Consider the following 20,338-nt stretch of genomic DNA (forward strand, 5'->3'; position numbering starts at 1 on the left):
GACATGGGAATGAAGATGCCTTACTGGTGGCTCTCGTGCTGCCTGATCTCTGTACCCGCTCTCTGCGCGAACCCGGCGGCAACGATCAATACCGGACAACTTCGCGAAACGCAGGAACTCCCCTCACTGAATGGCCGCGTGGCGCCTGTCGCGGGCAATGCCGCCCCCGGCACGCTGCAGCTGAGCGACGCCGTTAACCGCGCCGTGACCTGGCACCCGGCGATTAGCGAAGCGGTGGGAAAACTCTACCAGCAGAGCGAAGAGGTGGACGTCGCGAAATCAAAATACTATCCACAGATTAATGCCGGTATGGACAACGGCTACAGCCATGACGGCGACGATAACGGCTTTACCCCGTCGCTGGTTCTTTCTCTCTCCCAGATGCTGTATGACTTTGGCAAAGTGGCAAGCCAGGTGCGTGCCGAAAGCGCCGGAGTGGCCCAGCAGCAGGCGAACGTGCTGGTGAGCATCGATACCATCGCCCATGATACCGCCATCGCCATGGTGCAGGTGCAAACCTGGCAACAGATGGTCGACACCGCCAAAGAGCAGCTCGACGCCCTCTCCTCGATTGGCAAGCTGACCCGCCAGCGTAACGACGAAGGGGCGACTTCGCTTTCTGACGTGGTACAGACCGATGCCCGCATCGAAGGGGCCCGCGCCCAGCTGATGCAGTACCAGGCCAGTCTGGACAGCGCCCGCGCCACGCTGATGAGTTTTCTCGGCTGGAATTCACTGAACGAGGTAGGAAACGATTTTCCGCAAAAGCTGGCCCGCAGCTGCGACGTCGCCGAGCCGGACGATCGTCTGGTTCCCGCGGTGTTAGCAGCATGGGCGCAGGCCAACGTCGCCCAGGCCAACCTTGACTATGCTGACGCGCAGATGACGCCCACCGTCTCGCTGGAGCCGGAGGTGCGCCATTACCTCAACGACCGCTACGCGGGAAACGAAACGCGGGATCGCACCCAGTACTCCGCGTGGGTGAAAGTGCAGATGCCGCTCTATCAGGGCGGCGGCCTCACCGCCCGGCGTAACGCCGCCGGACACGCGGTGGAAGCGGCGCAGTCCACCATCCAGCGCACCCGGCTTGAGGTGCGCCAGAAGCTGCTGGAGGCGCGCAGCCAGGTGATGAGCCTGCTCAGTACCCTGCAGATTCAGGGCCGCCAGGAGGCGCTCAGCGCCCGCACCCGCGAGCTGTACCAGCAGCAGTATCTTGACCTGGGCTCACGCCCGCTGCTCGACGTGCTCAACGCCGAGCAGGAGGTCTATCAGGCACGTTTCACCCAGCAGCAGACCCTCGGCCAGCTGCACCAGCTGCAGCTCAACTGCCTCTACAACACCGGGCAGCTGCGTCATGCGTTTGACCTTGATAACCGCACCATCCAGACCGTGGAGATCCAGCCATGAAGCAGCGTGAGATTCCGCAAGGTGAAAACATGACGGATGAAGCCCTGGTCCAGTGGGCGCAGGCTTTTGGCTTTGTCGCCACGCGCTACCGCGTCGCCTGCTCCCCAGGCGCCCTGCTGGCGGGCGCGCCGTGGCTAAAAGGCAAACCGATGGTACCCGCTCTTACTCAGCTTGCCCGTGAGGCGGGGCTGTCGTTTCAGCTGCTCACAGCCGATAAGGCGTCGCTCAACAGCTGGCGTCTGCCGGTAGTCGTGGCGCTGAACGACGGCAGGATCGGGGTGATCGAACACTTCGACGGCGACGATACGCTGGAGGTCAGCTTTTTCGACGACCAGACCTACACCAACAGGCTGTCGATGACGGGGATGTTGCCCGCCATCCGTCACGTTATCGCTCTCAGGCCGCTGGCGGCGCTGAAGGACAGCCGGGTGGACGCCTATATCTCGAAATACCGTCCGGACTGGCTCTACCGGCTGGTAATGCGCGACCTGCGCCCCTACAGCTGGGTGATGCTCGCCGCGCTGTTTATCAACGTGCTGTCGCTTTCGGGGATTGTCTTTTCCATGCAGGTATACGACCGGGTGATCCCCGCCCAGTCCTATCCGACGCTCTACGTCCTGACCATCGGGGTGCTCATTGCCACCCTGTTTGGCTTCGTGCTGCGCGTGGCGCGCGGGCACATTATGGATCTGCTGGGCAAGCGCTCGGATCTGCGCGTCTCGGACCGCGTATTCGGCCACGCCCTGCGGCTGCGCAACAGCGCGATTCCGCGCTCCACCGGCAGCTTTATCTCACAGCTGCGCGAGCTGGAGCAGATCCGCGAGATGGTGACCTCCTCCACCATCTCCACCATTGTCGATCTGCCCTTCTTCCTGCTGTTTGTTGTCGTGCTGGCGATCATCGCCCCGCAGCTGGCGTGGATCGCGCCGGTTGCCGCGGTGATCATGGTTTTGCCCGGCCTGCTGCTGCAGAAGAAGCTGGCGGCGCTGGCGAAGCAGTCGGCACATGAATCGACCCTGCGCAACGCGGTGCTGGTGGAGAGCGTGCAGGGGCTGGAGGACATCAAGCTGATGCAGGCGGAAAACCGCTTTTTGCAGCAGTGGAACAGCTATATCCAGATCACCGCAGAATCCGGCCTGCGCACCCGCGAGCTGACACAGAACCTGATCAGCTGGGGGATGACTATCCAGAGCCTGGTTTACGCTGCCGTGATCGTGGTCGGCGCACCGATGGTGATCGACGGCACCCTGACCACCGGTTCGGTGGTGGCCGCCTCAATGCTGGCCTCACGGATGATTGCCCCAATGGCGACGCTGTGCGGCGTGCTGGCCCGCTGGCAGCAGGTCAAAGCGGCAAAAGAGGGGCTGGACAGTATCATGCAGCTTCCCACCGAGAACCAGCGCGAAGAGACGCCGATCCGTCAGGACGTGCTGCGCGGGCACTATCTCTTTGAACAGGCGCAGTTCCGCTATCACCCGGAGGATCCGCGCATGGCGCTGCGCATCAACCGTCTGGAGATCAAACCGGGCGAAAAAGTGGCGATCCTCGGGCGCAACGGCGCCGGGAAATCGACCCTGCTGCAGGCGATGGCGGGCGGAATGGATCTGGCGGCCGGCGAACTGCGGCTCGACAACTTCAGCCTGCCGCATCTCGACGTCGCCGACGTGCGGCGCAACGTCGGCTTTATGACCCAGAACGCGCGGCTGTTTTACGGCACCCTGCGTGAAAACATCACCCTCGGCATGCCGCGCGCCACCGACGAAGAGATTTTCGAGGCGCTGGAGCTGACCGGCGCGGCGGGCTTTGTGCAGAAGCTGCCGAAGGGGCTCGACTACCCGATCATGGAAAACGGCGTGGGACTCTCCGGCGGGCAGCGCCAGTCGATTCTGCTGGCGCGCATGCTGCTGCGCGACCCGAATATCGTGCTGATGGATGAACCCACCGCGTCGCTGGACGAGCACACCGAGCGGGAGTTTATCCAGCGGCTGGGCGACTGGCTCGGCAACCGCACCCTGATCGTCGCCACCCATCGCGTACCGGTGCTGGAACTGGTCGAGCGGGTGGTGGTGCTCAAGGATGGCATGCTGGTGATGGATGCCCCGAAAGCGCAGGCGCTGAACAACAGTCGCATGCAACAACAGCAGGCAGCCGCCGCAAGGGAGTGGAAAAATGAAAATCAGTCAGCGTGACGTTGCGGCAATGGACGATCTGGATAACGCCCTCGACTCCGAAAGCGGCTACACCGGCGCGCGTCGGATCGTGATCTTTTCGTTGCTGATGTTTGTGGTGCTGGGGGTCTGGGCGTGGTTTGGCGTGCTGGACGAGGTATCCACCGGCTCCGGGAAGGTGATCCCCAGCTCGCGCGAGCAGGTATTACAGTCGCTGGACGGCGGGATCCTCACCGAGCTGAATGTCCACGAGGGCGATCAGGTGCAGGCCGGGCAGGTGCTGGCGCGCCTTGATCCTACCCGTTCCGAGTCGAACGTCGGAGAAAGCGCGGCGCGCTACCGCGCGTCTCTGGCTTCCAGCGCCCGCCTGTACGCCGAGGTGAACGATCTGCCGCTGAAGTTCCCCCCTTCGCTGGCGAAATGGCCGGATCTGATTGCCGACGAAACGCGGCTCTTCAACTCGCGGCGTGCGCAGCTGGAGGATACCCAGCGGGAGCTGCGCGCCGCGCTCGATCTCGCCAATAAAGAGCTGGCCATCACCCAGCGGCTGGTGAAAACCGGTGCCGCCAGCCACGTGGAGGTGCTGCGCCTGCAGCGGCAGAAAAGTGATCTGGAGCTGAAGCTCACCGACATGCGTTCGCAGTATTACGTGCAGGCGCGCGAGGCGCTTTCCAAAGCCAATGCGGAAGTCGATATGGTCGCGGCGGTTCTGAAAGGCCGTCAGGATTCCGTCACGCGGCTGACGGTGAAATCCCCGGTGCGCGGGATCGTGAAAAACATCAAGGTCACCACCATAGGCGGCGTGATCCCGCCCAACGGCGAGCTGATGGAGATTGTGCCGGTGGACGACCATCTGCTGATCGAAACCCGCCTCTCGCCGCGTGATATCGCGTTTATCCATCCGAACCAGGAAGCGCTGGTGAAGATCACGGCCTACGACTACGCCATTTACGGCGGGCTGCACGGCGTGGTCGAGACCATTTCCCCGGACACCATCCAGGACGAAGCCAAGCCGGAGGTGTTCTATTACCGGGTGTTTATCCGCACCAGCCAGGATTATCTGGTGAATAAGGCGGGCAGGCGCTTCTCGATTGTGCCTGGGATGATTGCGACGGTGGATATCAAGACTGGTGAGAAAACGGTGCTGGATTACATGATTAAACCGTTTAACCGGGCGAAAGAGGCGCTGAGGGAGCGGTGATGAAACACCTTACATCGTTTTCTGAAGCCGCCTCGCAGGGTTTCATTTCTCCAAAACAACCTTCTTTTTATTAGGGTTAACCGGGCGTATGTTTCTCCCACGCCAGCAAAATCTGGCGTCGGGATTGGCATCCCGGTTAAACTTAATGGCGGCGTAAGTGCTTGTTGCTCCGTGCGTCTGGCTACATTCCAATGGTGGGCTGGACGGGGGCGTCGCAAGACGCGCCGGTGTCCATTAAGGCCGGTAATGCCAACTCCGTTCAGTCCTGCCACCCGGGAAAATGGCATTTCTCTTGCAGTGTCTTAATCACTTAATGGAAACTGTCATATGACCACCAGCAACGCACTTTTCACGACCCCTTTCGACCACAATACCGACTTCACCGAACTTGCCGACAACTGCCAACGCTATTGCGAAGCGCTGGTGGAAGAGACCGATTCTGGATTGCCGGGTGACGGCTTCGCCTTACCCGGCCTACATTCCCGTAGGCCCGTGCAAGCGTAGCGCCGCCGGGCATTAAGCCGCATGCCAGCCGAAGTGGAATCCACCTCGGAGAATTTACTCTTAGTCATACATCCCGCTTCCTTTCAACCACCACTCAGGTAATATTACCCGCAGACAAAATGCACTTGCGCACAGTGCAAGAGTGCATTATCATTCATTTAGCTTCATGGACTGGAGCACTCCGGCATTATGATTAATCATTTTCGGGATCAATGGCTTGAGGATTTTTTTCTTTACGGAAGATCGAGCAACGTTATTCCTTCAAATCTGGAAACAGCGCTTGCAAGAAAGCTCGATATCATCAATGCAGCAACCTCGCACCGGGATTTGCTATCGCCACCGGGCAACATGTATGAAGCATTGAATCCTCCGTTGAAAGGCTATTTTTCAATCCGGGTCAACAAACAATACAGGCTCGTTTTTCGCTGGACTGCGGGTAAAGCAGACGATCTCTACCTCTCTCCACACAAGTACACGCAACACAAGTGAGGCATCATCTATGACACTTCAGCAGGCACTCCGCAAACCCACCACGCCGGGCGACGTGTTGCAGTACGAGTACCTTGAACCGCTCAATCTTAAAATCAGCGATCTGGCGGAGATGCTTAATGTCCACCGCAACTCCATCAGCGCATTGGTCAATAACAATCGCAAGCTTACTGCCGATATGGCAATAAAACTGGCAAAGGCCTTTGATACCACTATTGAATTTTGGCTGAATTTACAACTGAACGTCGATATCTGGGAAGCGCAATCTAACTCCAGGACGCAGGAGGAATTAAGCCGTATAAAGACCGTTGCAGAAGTCATGGCTAAAAGGAAATCTGGTCAGCCGGATGTCGCCTGATCCAGCCACGCGCATTACCTTCGCCCAAAAGGGACTTCTTTAACCGCCCACTGTCCCGGCGTTTTACCGGTCCATGCTCTGAAAACCTCAATAAATGCGCTGACGCTGCTGTAACCGCACGACAGCGCGATCCACCCCACCGGTTTTCCCGCCGCGAGCCACTCCATTGCCTGCATAACGCGCGCCAGCTGCCGCCAGTTGACGAAGTTCATGCCGGTCCCGGCACGAAACAGACGGTTGAACGTACGCACGCTCATCCCCGCCTGGCGGGCATGGTCCTCAACCGTCTGGTTATCATCGACGAACTGCAGCAGATGCCTGACCACGCGCTTCAGGCGCGAATCTGTCGGTACAGGCAGGTAATAACGGACCTGTGGTGCCAAGGCAAGTTCATCCAGCAGCAGAGCGAGCTTTCGCGGATCGCCTTCACTTCCTCCCGCGCTTACACGCGAAAAGAGCGCATGCGTGAGATCGTCGGGTTCGAAAAGCGCAGGCGCACCGGGAAGCGCAGCACACTGCTCAGGATCGAGGTAGATCGCGCAGCCTTCAACGGCGCTTTCCGCAAAGGCGGCGTGCTGCTGGCCGGGCGGGATCCAGCCGATATGTTTTGCCGGTACCACCGCACGCCCCTGCTGCGTCTCAATCACCAGCAGCCCTGTTTGAATGCGCCAGAGCTGGCCGGGATGATGGCTGTGCCACGGAGTACGATAGCCGCCGGGATGACTGAGTATCTCAGTGCTGAACATCGCATTTGACCGAAAATCGTTATTCATAGACGTATTACAGAAACTGCGCCTTCCTCTGTCAAGGATAATGGTGGCTCACCCACACAAGGAGTCATCATGCGTATTATCACATCCCTGCTCGCCCCTGCAGAAAACAGCGCACAGCGCGAGAACATGGCCTGCCTGCTGACGGGTCTCTTTACAGGCGAAATCGATCCGGTAGAGGTATTCACTGCCGACTACCAGCAGTTCACAGACGGCCATGCGCTTGATTATCAGGGTTTTGTACAGCACCTGAACCACGTTCGCGCGCAGATCCGCGAGATCGCATTCACCGTGGAGGAGATAAGCTGCCAGAACCACCTTCTGGCAGACCGCCATATCGTGACGGTGACCTATCCGGAGGGTCATCAGGCCGTACTGGAGGTGTATATGTTTGCGGCGCTGCGTGAAGGGAAAATCTGGCGGATCCATGAGGTCACGCGAGCCCTCAGCGGCAATGCATCAGACCGCGCGCTGGCCCACGCGACACAGTAACGTCACTCCGCCGGGTTCAGGGCGACGCTGTTATACACCCCGACATAGCGCACAAACTTGCCGATAAATACGCCCGCAAAGACGCCGCCGGAGACAATTGCCAGCGCGCTCATCGCGGGCTGCTGCAGGGTCTGGGGAGAGATGGCGCTCATGACGCCCAGCACATATTTCACCCCAAACGCCAGCATCATAAACGGTAGCGCCGTGTAATCAGCCTGACGGAACAGGGTGCGCGGCGCATCCGTACGCGTGACAACCGTCCGCTTAATCAGGACATACCCCAGCGCCGCGCCGATAACGATCCCTGCGAACCACAGTGCTACCGCCACAAAGGTCAGCTGGCGATAGACCACCAGATCGTAGATATCCCAGACAAGAAAGATCCCTGGAATGATGGCAAGCCGCTCCAGGGTCACGGTCGCGGGCTTGCGGGCTTTTATGCCGCGAGAGAGAAGGAAGAGAAACAGCACCCACACCCAGACGGGGGTGTGCGTCACAACACCGATCAGAAATTCAAACATGGAGATCACCATGAACGATCGCGGCTTTGCCGCCCTGAACGCCTGTTGCGCATAACGGCAGAACCACCGTTATGCGCAGGTCTCTTACAGCGATTTTTTCAGACGACGAACCGCCTCTTTCAGATCTTCATCCGTTGGCGTGACAAACGACATACGCAGCGTTGAAGGGTCTGGCTCATTGCAGTAGAAAAATTCGCCCGGTACAAAGACTACGCCATTACTTAACGTTTTTTCCAGCCAGCGGGTGGTGTTCATACCGTTGTTCATTTTCGCCCACAGGAACATGCCGCCCTTTGGCTTGTGGAACGACATTACATCGCCCAGCTCCGCCTCCAGTTCCGTGGCGAAGGTCTGGAATTTCTGACGATAGGCCTCACGGATCATTTTAATCTGATCCGGCAGACGGCCGGTTTTCAGGTATTCGTAGGTCATCAGCTGCGACAGAGTGCTGGTGTGCAGGTCGGTGGTTTGCTTCAGATTCACCACCGCGCGCTTCAGCCACTCCGGCACCAGCACCCAGCCTACGCGCGTGCCCGGCGCGAGAATTTTAGAGAAGGTGGAGGTATACACCACGTTCTCTTCGTTACCGATAGCTTTGGCATGGGCAAGTAACGGACGGAAGAGCTCATCGGTGTAGTTAATTTCGCTGTACGGATCGTCTTCGATGATCACGAAGTCATGGCGCTTCGAGAGTTCCACCAGCTTTTTACGACGCGCTTCAGAAAGCGTAACCCCGCCAGGGTTGCCGAAGGTCGGCACAATATAAACCGCTTTAATGGCTTTTTTGCTCACCAGCGCTTCGAGTTCGTCGACGATCATGCCGTCGCCATCAGTGCCTACGGATTCAAAATTCGCCTGCGCCAGGCCGAACACCTGCAGGGCAGCGAGATAGGTTGGGCGCTCGACAACGACGGTATCGCCGGGGTTAATCAACGCCCGCGCCAGCACGTCCAGGGACTGCTGCGAACCGGATGTCACTACCACGTCATCAGCTTTACAGGCAATGCCGCGCCCTTCACAGATGCGCTGAATTTCTTCGCGCAGTCCCGGCACGCCTTCGGTCAGACCGTACTGAAAGGCTTCGCCAAAATGCTGTGAGAGTACGGCATCCGCGGCCATTTTCAGGCCTTCGTGATCGAATAAGGCCGGGTTAGGGATCCCCCCGCCCAGCGATATAACGCCTGCCATTTTGCTATGTTTTAATAATTCACGGATGGCAGATGATTGCAGGCCCTGCGCACTGCTGGCGAGTTTATTCACAGACATTGTTTGCTTACCTTCTTTTTTTATAGTGTGCCCAATCTTAGCAGAATATGAGCGATAAATTCCGTAAGCTTAGGCAGCGGGCGTAAATCCTGGCGCCACAGCAGATGCACCGGCCTCGGCTGCGGGATGTAATTTTCCAGCACCCGCACCAGCCTGCCGCTTGCCAGCTCTTCCGCCACCAGCACTTCCGGCTGCAGCAACAGCCCCGCTCCGGCGCGTGCCGCCATCCGCAGCCCGTAACCGTCGTTGCATCTTAATACCGCATCCCGCTTCCAGCGCACCTCCCCTTCGACACCCGGTAGCCGCCACTCGTTGCGCTCAGTCCATACGCTGTGGGAGAGGCAAAGGTGATTCACCAGGTCGGCGGGCGTTTGTGGCGTGCCGTAGCGCGCCAGATAGTCCGGCGCGGCGCAGATCACCATCCGGTATGGGCAGAGATATTTCGCCACCAGATCGTCGTGATGAATATCCCCAATGCGAATGGCCAGATCGACACCCTCCTCCACCAGATCCACCATCCGGTTGGTCAGGTCCAGCTCCACGCGCACGTCCGGGTAGCGCTGCAAAAACGTTGCGGTCAGCGGGGCAATAACACAGCCCCCAAACGAGGTCGGTGCCGTCACGCGCAACGTACCGGCCGGTGCGGCGCGCAGACGCTCCACCGCGCTTTCGGCAATCGATACCTGCTCCAGCACCCGCTTTGCTTCGTCATAATAGACCCGTCCGGCGTCGGTCAAACTTTGCCGCCGCGTATTACGCTCCAGCAGACGGGTGCCGAGCTGCGATTCCAGCAATGCAATGTACTTCCCCACCATCACCGACGACATCTCCAGCCGGGATGCGGCACCGGTAAAGCTGCCGCTTTCCACGACCGCGATGAAGGTCTCCATGCCGCGAAGCTTATCCATATTCCAAACCTCTGGTTAGCAATCTTCTAACTTTAGCCCAGTTTATCCGGTTTTTAATTTATTAAAGAATGGAGGCTCACAACAGAAGGAGTCGGCTATGAAAATCGTCATTATTGGTGCCAGCGGTACAGTGGGTCGTGCGGTAAGTGAAGAGCTGAGTCGTCGCCACGAGGTGATCCGCGTGGGCCGCACGCAGGGTGACTATCAGGTGGATATTACCTCGCAGGCAAGCGTCCAGGCGCTGTTTGAAAAAATCGGCCCGGTGGATGCCATTGTCTCCGCCAGCGGCGGACTCTACTTTGGCCCACTGGCCACCATGAAGGACAGCGACTTCAATCAGGGTCTGCAGGATAAACTGCTCGGGCAGGTGCGCCTGGCGCTGACCGGCCAGCACTACCTGAACGAAGGCGGCTCGATCACCCTGATAAGCGGCATCGTGGCGCACGAGCCGATCGCTCAGGGCGTGAATGCCACCACGGTGAATGCGGCCCTGGAAGGGTTTGTGCGCGCCGCGGCCTGTGAGCTGCCGCGCGGGATCCGCATCAACCTGATTAGCCCGACGGTGCTCACCGAATCCGTCGAAACCTACGATGGCTTCTTCCCGGGCTTCGAAAGCGTGCCTGCCGCGACGGTGGCGCAAGCCTATCGCCGCAGCGTGGAAGGCGTGCAGAGCGGGCGGGTGTATAAGGTGGGCTACTGAGGCGCTGTGCACAGCAGTAAACTGCATTGTCGGGTGCGGCTGCGCCTTACCCGACCTACGATTCAAATGTAGGCCGGGTAAGCGCAGCGCCACCCGGCTCGCTTTTATCCCACCGAGCCCCAGACCAGATTGCCGTTATGGAAGGTCGCAGTACGCGGGGAAATGCGCGCTACGGCTTCGGCTGAACAGGAGGCGTCCACCAGCACAAAGCTGGCGTCGTCCTGCGCTTTTGGCCACACGCGCTCGCCTTTGTCGTTGAGCGGCAGCACGTCGCCGGTGGCAATACCTAATGCGCGAGAGAGTGTCTGCTCGTTCGGGCGGATGTAGAGCTGGGCATAAAGATTGGCTTTTTCCAGCATGTCCCCCAGACCGTATGGCGACCAGTGGTCGATCACGCTGTCGGTGCCCGTCATCACAAACACGCCTTTATCCCGCAGCTGCTTCAGCGGCATATGCAACGTGCCAATCGGTACGGTAGAGGCGATGGTCACCTGCTGCGCCGCCATGCGGGTGGCGATGTCATCCACCTGCTGTTCGTTAAGCGTCGCCAGCGCAAAGGCGTGACTGATGGTCAGTTTGCCCTTCAGCTCCGGCGTTTTTTCCACGGTTTCCACCATGTAATTCACTGCCGCCACGCCCGCCGGGCTGGTTTCATGCAGATGAATATCCACCCCTTTGTCGTAGTCCAGCGCAATCTGGAACATGGTGTCGAGGGATTTCTCCATCGCGCCGTCAACGTTGGTAGGGTCCAGCCCGCCCACGTAGTGCGCCCCGGCCTGCATCGCCTCACGCATCAGCTTTTCGGAATTTGACAGTAGCAGCCCGTGCTGTGGGAAAGCGACAATTTCACAGTCAAAGCCGGGCTTGCGGCGCGATAAAACCGCCTGCAGGTTTTCCAGATTCTTCAGGCCGGAGGTCGGCTCGATATTGCAGTGGCTGCGGGCGATGGTAGAGCCTTTCGACTGGATGAGGTCGATCAGCTTTTCCGCCCGCGCCTGGGTGTACGGCTGCAGCTCCGGCAGCAGCTTCTGCTCAAGACGGATCATGTCCTGAATGGTGGTGCCCGCCGGGCGGTTGAGCGACCGCCATGGTCCGCCGTAAAAGGTTTTATCCAGGTGGATGTGCATATCGCGCATTGCCGGAAGCATCAGCTTGCCGCCCGCGTCATAGTGCGGCAGCGAGGCGACCGCGTGGCTTTTATTGTCGCGCAGGGCGACGATCTTGCCGTCTTTAATCTCCAGCGTTTTCAGCTCGGTGCGGGTACTTGTCGCCACGCTGCCGCCAAAGTTGAACCCGGCTTCAAGCAGCACGTTGTCCAGATAGTAATGTTTCGCGGTGATGGTCATCGGTTTACCGGTCTCGCAGAGTGGCTTTGCGGAATCAGCAGCATACGCGACGGATCCGGTCGCGCCAAACAGCGCGCAGGCGGTGACCATTTTGCCACTCTGGCTAATGAATTCACGGCGGCTTTTATTCTCACTCATCTTATCTTCCTTCATTAACAATGTGGGTGCCGGTTTCCCCGCGCAGCGCGGCGGGCAGACAGTCCGGCGAGGTGATGATCACGCGCTTGCCGCCGTGGTGTAAAAACGCCAGCGAGGCGACAATTTTGGGCAGCATGCTGCCCGCCGGGAAATGCCCCTCTTCCATGTAGCGCATCATCTGCGCCACGTTGACGGTGTCCAGCGCCTGCTGGTTCGGCTTGCCGAAGTTGACGCACACCTTCTCCACCCCGGTGGTGATAACCAGCACGTCGGCGCGGATCTCGCGCGCCAGCAGCGCGGTGGAGAGATCTTTATCAATCACCGCATCCACGCTCTGGTAATCGCCCTGCGCCGAACGCACAACGGGGATCCCGCCGCCGCCCGCGCCGATCACCACAAAGCCTTTTTGCGTCAACGCCTTGATAGCCTCCGCTTCAACGATGCGCAGCGGCTGGGGGGACGCCACCACGCGGCGATAGCCCCGGCCTGAATCTTCAACAAAGTGCCAGTCCGGGTGCGCCTGCTGCAGTTCATCACGCTGCGCCTCACTGAAGAACGCGCCGATGGGTTTGGTCGGATGGCTGAAGCCGGGATCGTTTTTATCCACCTCCACCTGCGTGACGACCGTGACCGCTTTTTGCTCCCCGCGGGCGGCCAGGCGATTGTTGAGCGCCTGCTGGATCAGATAGCCGATTCCTCCCTGCGTGTCCGCCACGCAGTTCGCCAGCGGCGTCAGCGGCAGCCCTTCCCGCTCGTGGGCGATTTCGGCGCGGCGCAGATCCAGCCCGACCTGAGGTCCGTTACCGTGGGTCAGCACGATGTCATAGTCCGAGGCCAGCATTTCCAGCACAGACTCTGCCACCGCTTTTACCGCCTGCGCCTGATGCTCAACCGACTGGCTGGCGTTGTCTTTGATAATGCTGTTGCCGCCAATGGCGACGACCATAAGCTCTTTCATACGTTTTCCTTCACAATCGGGCCGGGTTCGACGCTCGCCGTTTCGCGGCTATCCAGTACATGCTTCACCACAAACATACCGCCCACCATCAGGTAGGCCGTCACGAACATCAGCGAACTGCCTTCGGCAAAGCCCACTACCGGGGCGTGGATGACGCCAAACAGCGCCAGCAGCGCGCCCCCCGTGGCAGCGACAGCCCCGCGCAGCGGTTTGTTGATGATGGCAAAGATGGCGATACAGCCCCAGAGCATACTGGCCAGCGGCGCGCCGTTGCCGAGATGCATCAGCCCTTCGTAGTAGATCCCTTTGCTGTGCAGCACGTCGGTGCCGATTTTCGCCGCACTTGTCCCTGCCGCGCCCATCACGCTGTTCATCATGGTCAGCGCCCAGTTGGCGATCCACGGGAACAGGCAGATGAAGATGACGGGGACCTCCACCTTCGGCGTTTCCCGCACCACCTGGTTGGCGGTGACGACGCCGATAAACACCAGAATCGGCACGATGGCGGTCATCGGAATGATGGCGAGCATAAACGCCCCCAGCCCGAACAGCGGCACGATGAACATGGTCACGCCGGAAGCCAGCGTGTAGCCGATGCTCGCCCCCATCGCTTTCCAGCCCGGATGGCCGACATAGACCGTGACCGGGAACGGATTGCCCATCAGGCAACCAAGCATCGACGCCAGACCGTTCGCCAGCATCACTTTACGCGTCGGGTATTCGTCCCCCGCCGCGTGGGCGCTTTCGATGTTCTCCAGGTCAAAGATATAGTTCGCCAGGCCCAGCGGAACTGCCGAGGCAAGATACGGCAGCGCGTGCGGCAGCCCCTGCAGGAACCCTTCCACATGCACCTGCGGCGGGTTAAAGCCGAACGATGACATCGAGGCTTTAATCGCCTCCGGGCTTTGCAGGCCGGAGATCCACGCCAGGGCCGTGCCGGCAATCAGCAGCAGCAGCCCTGTCGGGATGCGGGCAAAAATGGGCTTTTTACCGAACCAGTTGATGAAGATCAGCAGCAGGACGATGAACGACACGGTGGGCGCTTCGAACGCCTGCAGCATCGGGTTCATCGCCAGCAGCAGCAGGCCCAGGCCGGACAGGCACGACAGCAGCACGGTTCGCGGGATCATCTTGCGGATGGTTTCCCCTAAAAACGAACCGCCTGCCAGGATCATCGCCTCAACAAAACACCACACCAGACCAATCTGAATGGCAAACTCCGCATCGCCCGTTTGCTGATACACCGGCATCAGGACCAGGAAGGTCACGGTAAAAATTGACGGCGCGCTGGGGCCGGACGGCAGCGCGGTCACATCCGTGCGCCCGGTCTGGCGCGCCATCTGCATGCCGAACCATGCGTAGCAAATACTCGCCGCCAGCACCGCCAGCCCGAAGGCGGGCGCAATGCGTCCATAAACAATCTCCTTCGGGATGCCGACGACAAAAATGAGCAACCCCATCATGGTCAGCAAATTGGTCAGGTTGTTGGTCATCAACCCGAAATAGGCCGCCCAGTCACCTCTTTTCCACTCCAGTTTCATGTTTTTCATGGATGCATGCCTTATAAAAAGTAGCGATCGCGGAAGGTCAACAGCGCCTTTTCAAAACAGCTAAACGGCGGGTGTACAATGCCCGCCCCAATCATGCCGATGCCCGCGTCTTTGTGGGCAATGGCGGTGTTGATGACCGGCAGAATACCGCTGCCAGCGACTTTGGTGATGTCGATAGCGCTCGGGATGCCCATAAACGAGAGCAGCGGAATGGTGACGTTCGGGTTTTCGCCGAGGGTGATTTCACGCATCTGGCGGGAGAAGTCGATGGCTTCCTCCACCGTGCCACCCACGAGGGCGACAATCGCCGGGGCCGTTGCCATCGCAAAGCCGCCGATGCCGTAGGTTTCGGTAATTGCACTGTCGCCAATGTCCAGCCCGGAATCTTCCGGCTTATAGCCCGCAAACATAGGGCCAATCACCTGCTGCGCCGGGCCGGTGAACCACTGTCCCGGCAGGCCGGAGATGCGCAGACCAAACTCGTAGCCGTTACGCGCCATGGTGGTGACCACGGTGCTGTATTCAATGCCGTGGGCGGCATCCAGCGCGGCCTTACACATCGCCATCCACGTCGGGCCGGAGAAGTAGTCGCTGCTGGCGACAAACTCAAACACCTCGCGCTGCTGCTCAACCGGGTAGCCCGCCTGAATCAGCCCCGGCGTCAGCGCCTGGATCAGGAGCGTGGTGCCCGCGTTGTTGCGGTTGTGGCACTCATCGCCCATGTGCAGCGCCTGGGCCAGCATCAGGCGCAGGTCGATTTCACCGATAATCTTCATGGCGTCGCGCAGCATCGGGCCGAGCACGTCGCGCATCCAGTTCAGACGGTCGATCACGCTCTGGTCGTTGGCGCCCATGCGCAGGATCTTCGCCATCTGTTCGCTAAGGTTGGTGAACGCGCGGTTGCCATAGGTTTTGTTCTCAACGATGTGCATAAACATCGACGCGGAGGTGACGCCCGCCATGGAGCCCACGCAGTCGTGCTCGTGGCACGGCGAGAAGGTGATCTCCCCGGAGGCCGCCAGCCTGGCCGCGTCCTCCAGATCCGTCGCCAGCCCTTCAAACACCAGCGCGCCGGTGACGGCACCTTTCATCGCTCCGCACATGTTTTCCCAGGCCACAGGCGGACCAGCATGCAGGATGGTAGTGCGGGTCATCCCCGGCACAACGTTAATCGCCTGGTCATAGCCCACCAGCACCGGATGAGACTGAATGATGCGCTCAAGAGCGAGTTGGTTGGCGGCGGCGATCTTCTCCGCCAGCGGTTTTTGTGCCAGCTGGTCGAGCGCCTCAACAACCTGCATATTGCCCTGCCCCGGCGGCGTCCAGTCGAGCTGGGTGACGGGTACGTGCTGTTTTTTGAGATCGTCACTGAACATCGCGATGCCGACGTTAATCACGTCCAGCGGCTGGTTAAATAAGGTAGTCATTATGCTTTCTCCCCTTTGCAGACAAATTCACGGGCCAGTAATCCGGTGTTGGTACTGCTGCTGGCCCAGATGACGCCGGCATCGGTGAGCCGCTGGCACTGCTGCGCCAGCTGCTGCGGATCCTGATCGGTACCCAGCACGTAGCCGAGGATCTCCAGCGGACGGTTATCGGCTTTCGCAATGGCCTGCGCCTCTTTGATGGCGTCGAGCATCACCCCGACCGGATCCTCGTGCGCGCCGAAGCCCAGCACGAAGTCCATCACAATCACCCCCACTTCCGGATCGCGCGCTTCCTGCAGCAGGCGGCTGATGCGGTTGGTCGGGTCGATCATCGGGTGCGGCTTGCCGTTGGTGAAATCGTCATCGCCAAAATCGAGGAAGGTATGGGCCTGGCTGACGTTGATATCGCGCAGGCGCTTCGCCGGATCCGGCTGAATGTTGCTGTAGACGTCGTCGAATTTTTCCAGCGCCGCGAACATCGCTTCATCGCACAGGGTGCCGCCGCAGAACAGGCCGCGAATGTATTTCTGCTGCGGGGTCAGGCGGGCGCGCACCGCTTCAATCAGCGGCCAGTTGAGCGGGTGCAGGTCCAGAGACGATTTTTTGATGCCGGTGAGCAGGACGGCCTTCAGGGCCGCCTCTTTGGTGCCGCGCGCAAACTGCAGCCCGTCTTCATCTGCTGGCGGCTCATTGCGCCCAAGGAAACAGACGACAACGGGCTTGCGGCAGGCTCGCGCCCGGGCCAGCACTTTTTCGGCCACGGCGGGGGCCGGCGGCTTGGAGATCAACGCAATCACCTCTGTGCCCTCGTCGGCCTCCAGCATCCCGATGGCGTCGAGCATCATCAGGCCGCCGATCTTCTCGCTGAGATCGCGCCCGCCGGTGCCAATCAACTGCGATACGCCGCCGCCAAATTCATGGATGCGCACGCTCAGCTCCTGGCTGCCGGTACCGGATGCGCCGACAATCCCAATGGGCCCGCGGCGTACCGCGTTGGCGAAGCACAGCCCCGCGCCGTTGATAATGGCGGTGCCGCAGTCTGGCCCCATCATCAGCAAGCCTTTCTGGTGAGCCAGTTGCTTCAGCGCCAGCTCGTCGTCGAGCGACACGTTATCGGAGAACAGCATCACGTTAAGATCGTTTTCCAGCGCCTGACGCGCTTCACGGGCGGCAAAGGTTCCGTTGACCGAAATGACCGCAAGATTGGCATCAGGACGATGGGTTTTGGCGCTGGCAATCGTGGCGTAGCGTGCTTCATGAGCGCCCTGGCGTTCTTTACGCGTGAACAGCGCCTCAATCGCCGCCAGGGTTTCATCATTGGCCGCGTCGCCTTTAATCACGATCATCAGATCGCCGTTTTTAGCCTCATTTAATTCCGGCGTTAACAGTCCGAGGTTTTTTAAGACGCCTTTATTCATCTCCGTCGCCATGGCCACAAAGGCCTGCTCGACGCCCGGCAATTTATTGGCTTTGGTGGAAACGGACATTAATGAGACGGAGTCAAAATACGTGTTCTTTTTAATCACGATTTTCGTGGGCATTATTTTCTCCTGAGAGCGGATAAAAGGGGGCCGCCGTCGTGCGAAATACACGTCGGTAAAAATGCGTTTTTAATTACTGGCCAGCCGGAAAAGGCTGGCCGAATACGTTATGCGCCCGCCGCCAGCAGCAGGTCGGCTATCTCGTGGTAGCCTTTTTCCCGCGCCAGTTCGAGCGGCGTTTTGCCGTATTTGTCGGTCATATGCGGGTTCGCGCCGTGTTCCAGCAGCAGCTTCACAATCTCCTGCTGCTTCGCTCCGCCGTCATTTAATACGATGGCTTCCAGCAGCGGCGTCCAGCCGACAAAGTTGGTGTGGTTGACGTTAATATCGGTTTTTTCCAGCAGCTCACGCACAATGTCCACGTGCCCTTTTTCACTGGCAGGGGTAATGCCCACGCCGCCGAAGCGGGTCAGGCGGTCGAGGTCCGGGTTCGCGGGTAATATCAGCCGCAGGAGGGTGATATCGTTGGTCAGGCAGCTAATCAGGAAGGGGTTAAAACAGGTCTGGTCCTGTTTATCAATATCCGCGCCGGCATCAATTAATAAGGACACGCAGGAATAATGTTTGTTCAGGCTGGCAAGAATAATCGCGGTTCTTTTCTGACGGTTGGTGGCGTTAATATCCACGCCTTTCTCCAGACAGGCTTTTAGCGCGTCGGCATTGCCCTGCTCTGCCGCCAGCAGAAATTCAGTAACGAGTTCGTTCGCAGACATAAAGACTCCCGATGATGTGTTGCTGATGACCTGAGAATAGCAACAGCCCTTTCAGAAAAGAATCCGCTTAAAAATCATTCATCGACAGTCAATTCATTGTTGAGTTAAATTCAATAGTTCAGCTAAAACGTGCGTCTGTGCAACCTTTTCCTTATGGCTGGCCGCTTTTTATCGCCGCAGACGACATTGTTCTTATGCCTGATAAAGCCTTGCACGACGAGGCCTGTAGTAAATCATCAGAACTGTGACCGGCGTCAAATACCGTGTTGCGAGGCTGTTAAAATATGTTCAAAACTGATGGCAACCTGGAGCCGTAATATGAATTCGATCTTTACTGAAGAGAATTTGCTGGCCTTCACGACCGCGGCACGTTTCGGCAGCTTCAGCAAGGCGGCTGCCGAACTGGGCGTGACCACTTCGGCCATCAGTTACACCATTAAGCGGATGGAGACCGGACTGGACGTGGTGCTGTTTGTCCGCAACACGCGCAGCATTGAGCTGACCGAGTCCGGCTTTTACTTTTATCGCAAAGCGACCGACCTGCTGAATGATTTTCATGCCATCAAGCGCGGAATTGATACCATTTCTCAGGGCATCGAAGCGCGGGTGCGCATCTGTATTAATCAGCTGTTATACACCCCGCGCCATACCGCGCGGCTGCTGCAGGTGTTGAAAAAACAGTTTCCTACCTGCCAGATCACCGTCACCACCGAGGTGTATAACGGCGTCTGGGACTCGATCATTAATAACCAGGCCAATATCGCCATTGGTGCCCCGGACACGCTGCTCGACGGCGGCGGGATTGATTACACCGAGATCGGCGCCATCCGTTGGGTGTTTGCCATCGCGCCGGAACACCCGCTGGCCTTCGTCCCGGAACCGATAGCGGAGAGCCAGCTGCGCCTGTATCCCAACATCATGGTGGAAGATACGGCACATACCATTAACAAGAAGGTCGGCTGGCTGCTGCACGGACAGGAGGCGATTCTGGTGCCGGACTTTAATACCAAATGCCAGTGTCAGATCCTGGGGGAAGGGATAGGATTTTTGCCGGAATATATGGCGCGGGAAGCGGTGGAAGACGGGCTGTTGGTGACACGACGTATCAATAACCCGCGTCAGGACTCGCGCATGCTGCTCGCCACGCAGCATGCCGCAACCGGCCAGGTCACGCGCTGGATCAAACAACAGTTTGGCCCACAGGGCGTGCTGACCGGGATCTACAGCGACTTACTCTGGCGCGCTTAGCTTTTGCTTTGTACCCAAAACGCGTGAATGAGGCCGGGGAAGTAGCCCAGCAGCGTCAGAAGAATGTTGATGATAAACGCCCAGCCAAACCCTTTGCCCAACAGAACGCCCAGCGGCGGCAACAGGATGGTAAAAACAATACGCCAAAAACCCATAAAAACTCCGTGCAAGCTAATCCATTGAAAATAATAAAAGAACACCCTCTAAGCGTAGTCAGTTTATCGGTCTGCGCCAGTTCCATGCCTCGCTTTTACCCTCTTTTACGCTTTTGACACTGGCTTAATGCCCGCAATTACTTTAGCATTACCTTAATTAAGTAAATGCTAAATTATCATGACTGAACTCGAACAGCTTCAGGCCAGCGCAGAGCAGGCCGCCACCCTTTTAAAAGCGATGAGCAATCCACGCAGGCTGCTGATCCTCTGCACACTCTGTGGCGCGCCGGGGACCAGCGCAGGCGAACTGGCCCGCGCGACCGGCCTTAGCGCCTCTGCCACGTCGCAGCATCTGGCGCGTATGCGTGAAGAGGGTCTGATCGACAGCACCCGCGACGCGCAGCGCATTCTCTATTTCATTAAAAACGATGCGGTGCATCAGCTCATCAGCACCCTGAAAACCGTTTATTGTCCGTAA

At 58.9% G+C, this 20,338-nt stretch carries 21 protein-coding genes; 10 read left to right on the forward strand and 11 right to left on the reverse strand.

Going from position 1 to position 20,338, the window contains the following annotated elements; genetic code table 11:
- Window positions 1-3 precede the first annotated feature (3 nt).
- The 6 genes from SP99_RS17205 to SP99_RS17225 all read left to right on the forward strand — a co-directional run bounded on the left by SP99_RS17205 (window position 4) and on the right by SP99_RS17225 (window position 6,127).
- The gene (locus SP99_RS17205) at window positions 4-1,407 is read left to right on the forward strand and encodes a TolC family outer membrane protein (protein ID WP_047959294.1); all 1,404 of its coding nucleotides are present in this window, start codon (window positions 4-6) and stop codon (window positions 1,405-1,407) included.
- Entirely contained in the window at window positions 1,404-3,596 is a 2,193-nt protein-coding gene (locus SP99_RS17210) for a type I secretion system permease/ATPase (protein WP_047959295.1), read from the forward strand. The genes SP99_RS17205 and SP99_RS17210 overlap by 4 nt, the downstream gene beginning before the upstream one ends.
- Window positions 3,597-3,606: 10 nt before the next feature.
- Window positions 3,607-4,776, forward strand: coding sequence for a beta-barrel domain-containing protein (locus SP99_RS17215; RefSeq protein ID WP_156167815.1), 1,170 nt, complete (start codon window positions 3,607-3,609; stop codon window positions 4,774-4,776).
- 327 nt (window positions 4,777-5,103) lie between these two features.
- Complete coding sequence (locus SP99_RS24760; protein WP_156167805.1) at window positions 5,104-5,280, forward strand: hypothetical protein; 177 nt, start codon at window positions 5,104-5,106, stop codon at window positions 5,278-5,280.
- Window positions 5,281-5,469: 189 nt separating this feature from the next.
- Window positions 5,470-5,769, forward strand: a complete 300-nt coding sequence (locus SP99_RS17220; RefSeq protein WP_047959297.1) for a type II toxin-antitoxin system RelE/ParE family toxin — start codon at window positions 5,470-5,472, stop codon at window positions 5,767-5,769.
- A gap of 10 nt (window positions 5,770-5,779) precedes the next feature.
- Window positions 5,780-6,127, forward strand: coding sequence for a HigA family addiction module antitoxin (locus SP99_RS17225; RefSeq protein ID WP_045286350.1), 348 nt, complete (start codon window positions 5,780-5,782; stop codon window positions 6,125-6,127).
- Window positions 6,128-6,141: 14 nt separating this feature from the next.
- On the opposite strand, the gene SP99_RS17230 is transcribed toward SP99_RS17225, so the two are convergent.
- Window positions 6,142-6,900 carry a helix-turn-helix domain-containing protein gene (locus SP99_RS17230; protein ID WP_231584252.1) on the reverse strand — a complete coding sequence of 253 codons (759 nt, stop codon included), beginning with the start codon at window positions 6,898-6,900 and terminating at the stop codon, window positions 6,142-6,144.
- A gap of 69 nt (window positions 6,901-6,969) precedes the next feature.
- Here SP99_RS17230 and SP99_RS17235 point away from each other — a divergent pair, with 69 nt between their 5' ends.
- Window positions 6,970-7,389 (forward strand): hypothetical protein, encoded by a 420-nt coding sequence (locus SP99_RS17235; protein ID WP_047959298.1) that lies wholly within the window; start codon window positions 6,970-6,972, stop codon window positions 7,387-7,389.
- Window positions 7,390-7,391: 2 nt separating this feature from the next.
- Here the strand turns inward: SP99_RS17235 and SP99_RS17240 are convergent, their stop codons facing one another.
- The 3 genes from SP99_RS17240 to SP99_RS17250 all read right to left on the reverse strand — a co-directional run bounded on the left by SP99_RS17240 (window position 7,392) and on the right by SP99_RS17250 (window position 10,084).
- Complete coding sequence (locus SP99_RS17240) at window positions 7,392-7,910, reverse strand: DUF6622 family protein (protein ID WP_047959851.1); 519 nt, start codon at window positions 7,908-7,910, stop codon at window positions 7,392-7,394.
- 84 nt (window positions 7,911-7,994) lie between these two features.
- Window positions 7,995-9,176 (reverse strand): aminotransferase-like domain-containing protein, encoded by a 1,182-nt coding sequence (locus SP99_RS17245; protein ID WP_025759709.1) that lies wholly within the window; start codon window positions 9,174-9,176, stop codon window positions 7,995-7,997.
- A 20-nt stretch (window positions 9,177-9,196) separates the two neighbouring features.
- A complete protein-coding gene (locus tag SP99_RS17250) occupies window positions 9,197-10,084 on the reverse strand; it encodes a LysR family transcriptional regulator (RefSeq protein WP_047959299.1) in 888 nt (295 codons plus the stop codon).
- 97 nt (window positions 10,085-10,181) lie between these two features.
- On the opposite strand from SP99_RS17250, the gene SP99_RS17255 reads away from it, so the two are divergent.
- Window positions 10,182-10,784 (forward strand): short chain dehydrogenase, encoded by a 603-nt coding sequence (locus SP99_RS17255; RefSeq protein ID WP_025759711.1) that lies wholly within the window; start codon window positions 10,182-10,184, stop codon window positions 10,782-10,784.
- Between the two features lie 104 nt (window positions 10,785-10,888).
- On the opposite strand, the gene SP99_RS17260 is transcribed toward SP99_RS17255, so the two are convergent.
- The 6 genes from SP99_RS17260 to SP99_RS17285 all read right to left on the reverse strand — a co-directional run bounded on the left by SP99_RS17260 (window position 10,889) and on the right by SP99_RS17285 (window position 18,457).
- On the reverse strand, window positions 10,889-12,268 hold the full coding sequence (locus SP99_RS17260) for an amidohydrolase family protein (RefSeq protein WP_047959300.1): 1,380 nt from the start codon (window positions 12,266-12,268) through the stop codon (window positions 10,889-10,891).
- Between the two features lies 1 nt (window position 12,269).
- A complete protein-coding gene (locus tag SP99_RS17265; RefSeq protein ID WP_047959301.1) occupies window positions 12,270-13,226 on the reverse strand; it encodes a carbamate kinase family protein in 957 nt (318 codons plus the stop codon).
- Window positions 13,223-14,776, reverse strand: a complete 1,554-nt coding sequence (locus SP99_RS17270) for a hypothetical protein (RefSeq protein ID WP_047959302.1) — start codon at window positions 14,774-14,776, stop codon at window positions 13,223-13,225. The genes SP99_RS17265 and SP99_RS17270 overlap by 4 nt, the downstream gene beginning before the upstream one ends.
- 11 nt (window positions 14,777-14,787) lie before the next feature.
- Window positions 14,788-16,203 (reverse strand): YlbE family protein, encoded by a 1,416-nt coding sequence (locus tag SP99_RS17275; protein WP_047959303.1) that lies wholly within the window; start codon window positions 16,201-16,203, stop codon window positions 14,788-14,790.
- Entirely contained in the window at window positions 16,203-17,744 is a 1,542-nt protein-coding gene (gene fdrA / locus SP99_RS17280; protein WP_047959304.1) for an acyl-CoA synthetase FdrA, read from the reverse strand. Before fdrA ends, SP99_RS17275 begins: the two co-directional genes overlap by 1 nt.
- Before the next feature lie 107 nt (window positions 17,745-17,851).
- Window positions 17,852-18,457, reverse strand: a complete 606-nt coding sequence (locus SP99_RS17285; protein WP_025759719.1) for an ankyrin repeat domain-containing protein — start codon at window positions 18,455-18,457, stop codon at window positions 17,852-17,854.
- Window positions 18,458-18,775: 318 nt separating this feature from the next.
- Between SP99_RS17285 and SP99_RS17290 the strand changes: the two genes are divergently transcribed.
- The gene (locus SP99_RS17290) at window positions 18,776-19,705 is read left to right on the forward strand and encodes a LysR substrate-binding domain-containing protein (protein WP_025759721.1); all 930 of its coding nucleotides are present in this window, start codon (window positions 18,776-18,778) and stop codon (window positions 19,703-19,705) included.
- Here SP99_RS17290 and SP99_RS17295 read toward each other — a convergent pair.
- Window positions 19,702-19,860 carry a YqaE/Pmp3 family membrane protein gene (locus tag SP99_RS17295; RefSeq protein WP_045286357.1) on the reverse strand — a complete coding sequence of 53 codons (159 nt, stop codon included), beginning with the start codon at window positions 19,858-19,860 and terminating at the stop codon, window positions 19,702-19,704. The genes SP99_RS17290 and SP99_RS17295 overlap by 4 nt on opposite strands.
- Before the next feature lie 178 nt (window positions 19,861-20,038).
- On the opposite strand from SP99_RS17295, the gene SP99_RS17300 reads away from it, so the two are divergent.
- Entirely contained in the window at window positions 20,039-20,338 is a 300-nt protein-coding gene (locus SP99_RS17300) for an ArsR/SmtB family transcription factor (RefSeq protein ID WP_045286358.1), read from the forward strand.

It is taken from the genome of Enterobacter sp. BIDMC92 (assembly GCF_001030225.1).
GTDB classification, from domain to species: domain Bacteria; phylum Pseudomonadota; class Gammaproteobacteria; order Enterobacterales; family Enterobacteriaceae; genus Enterobacter; species Enterobacter sichuanensis.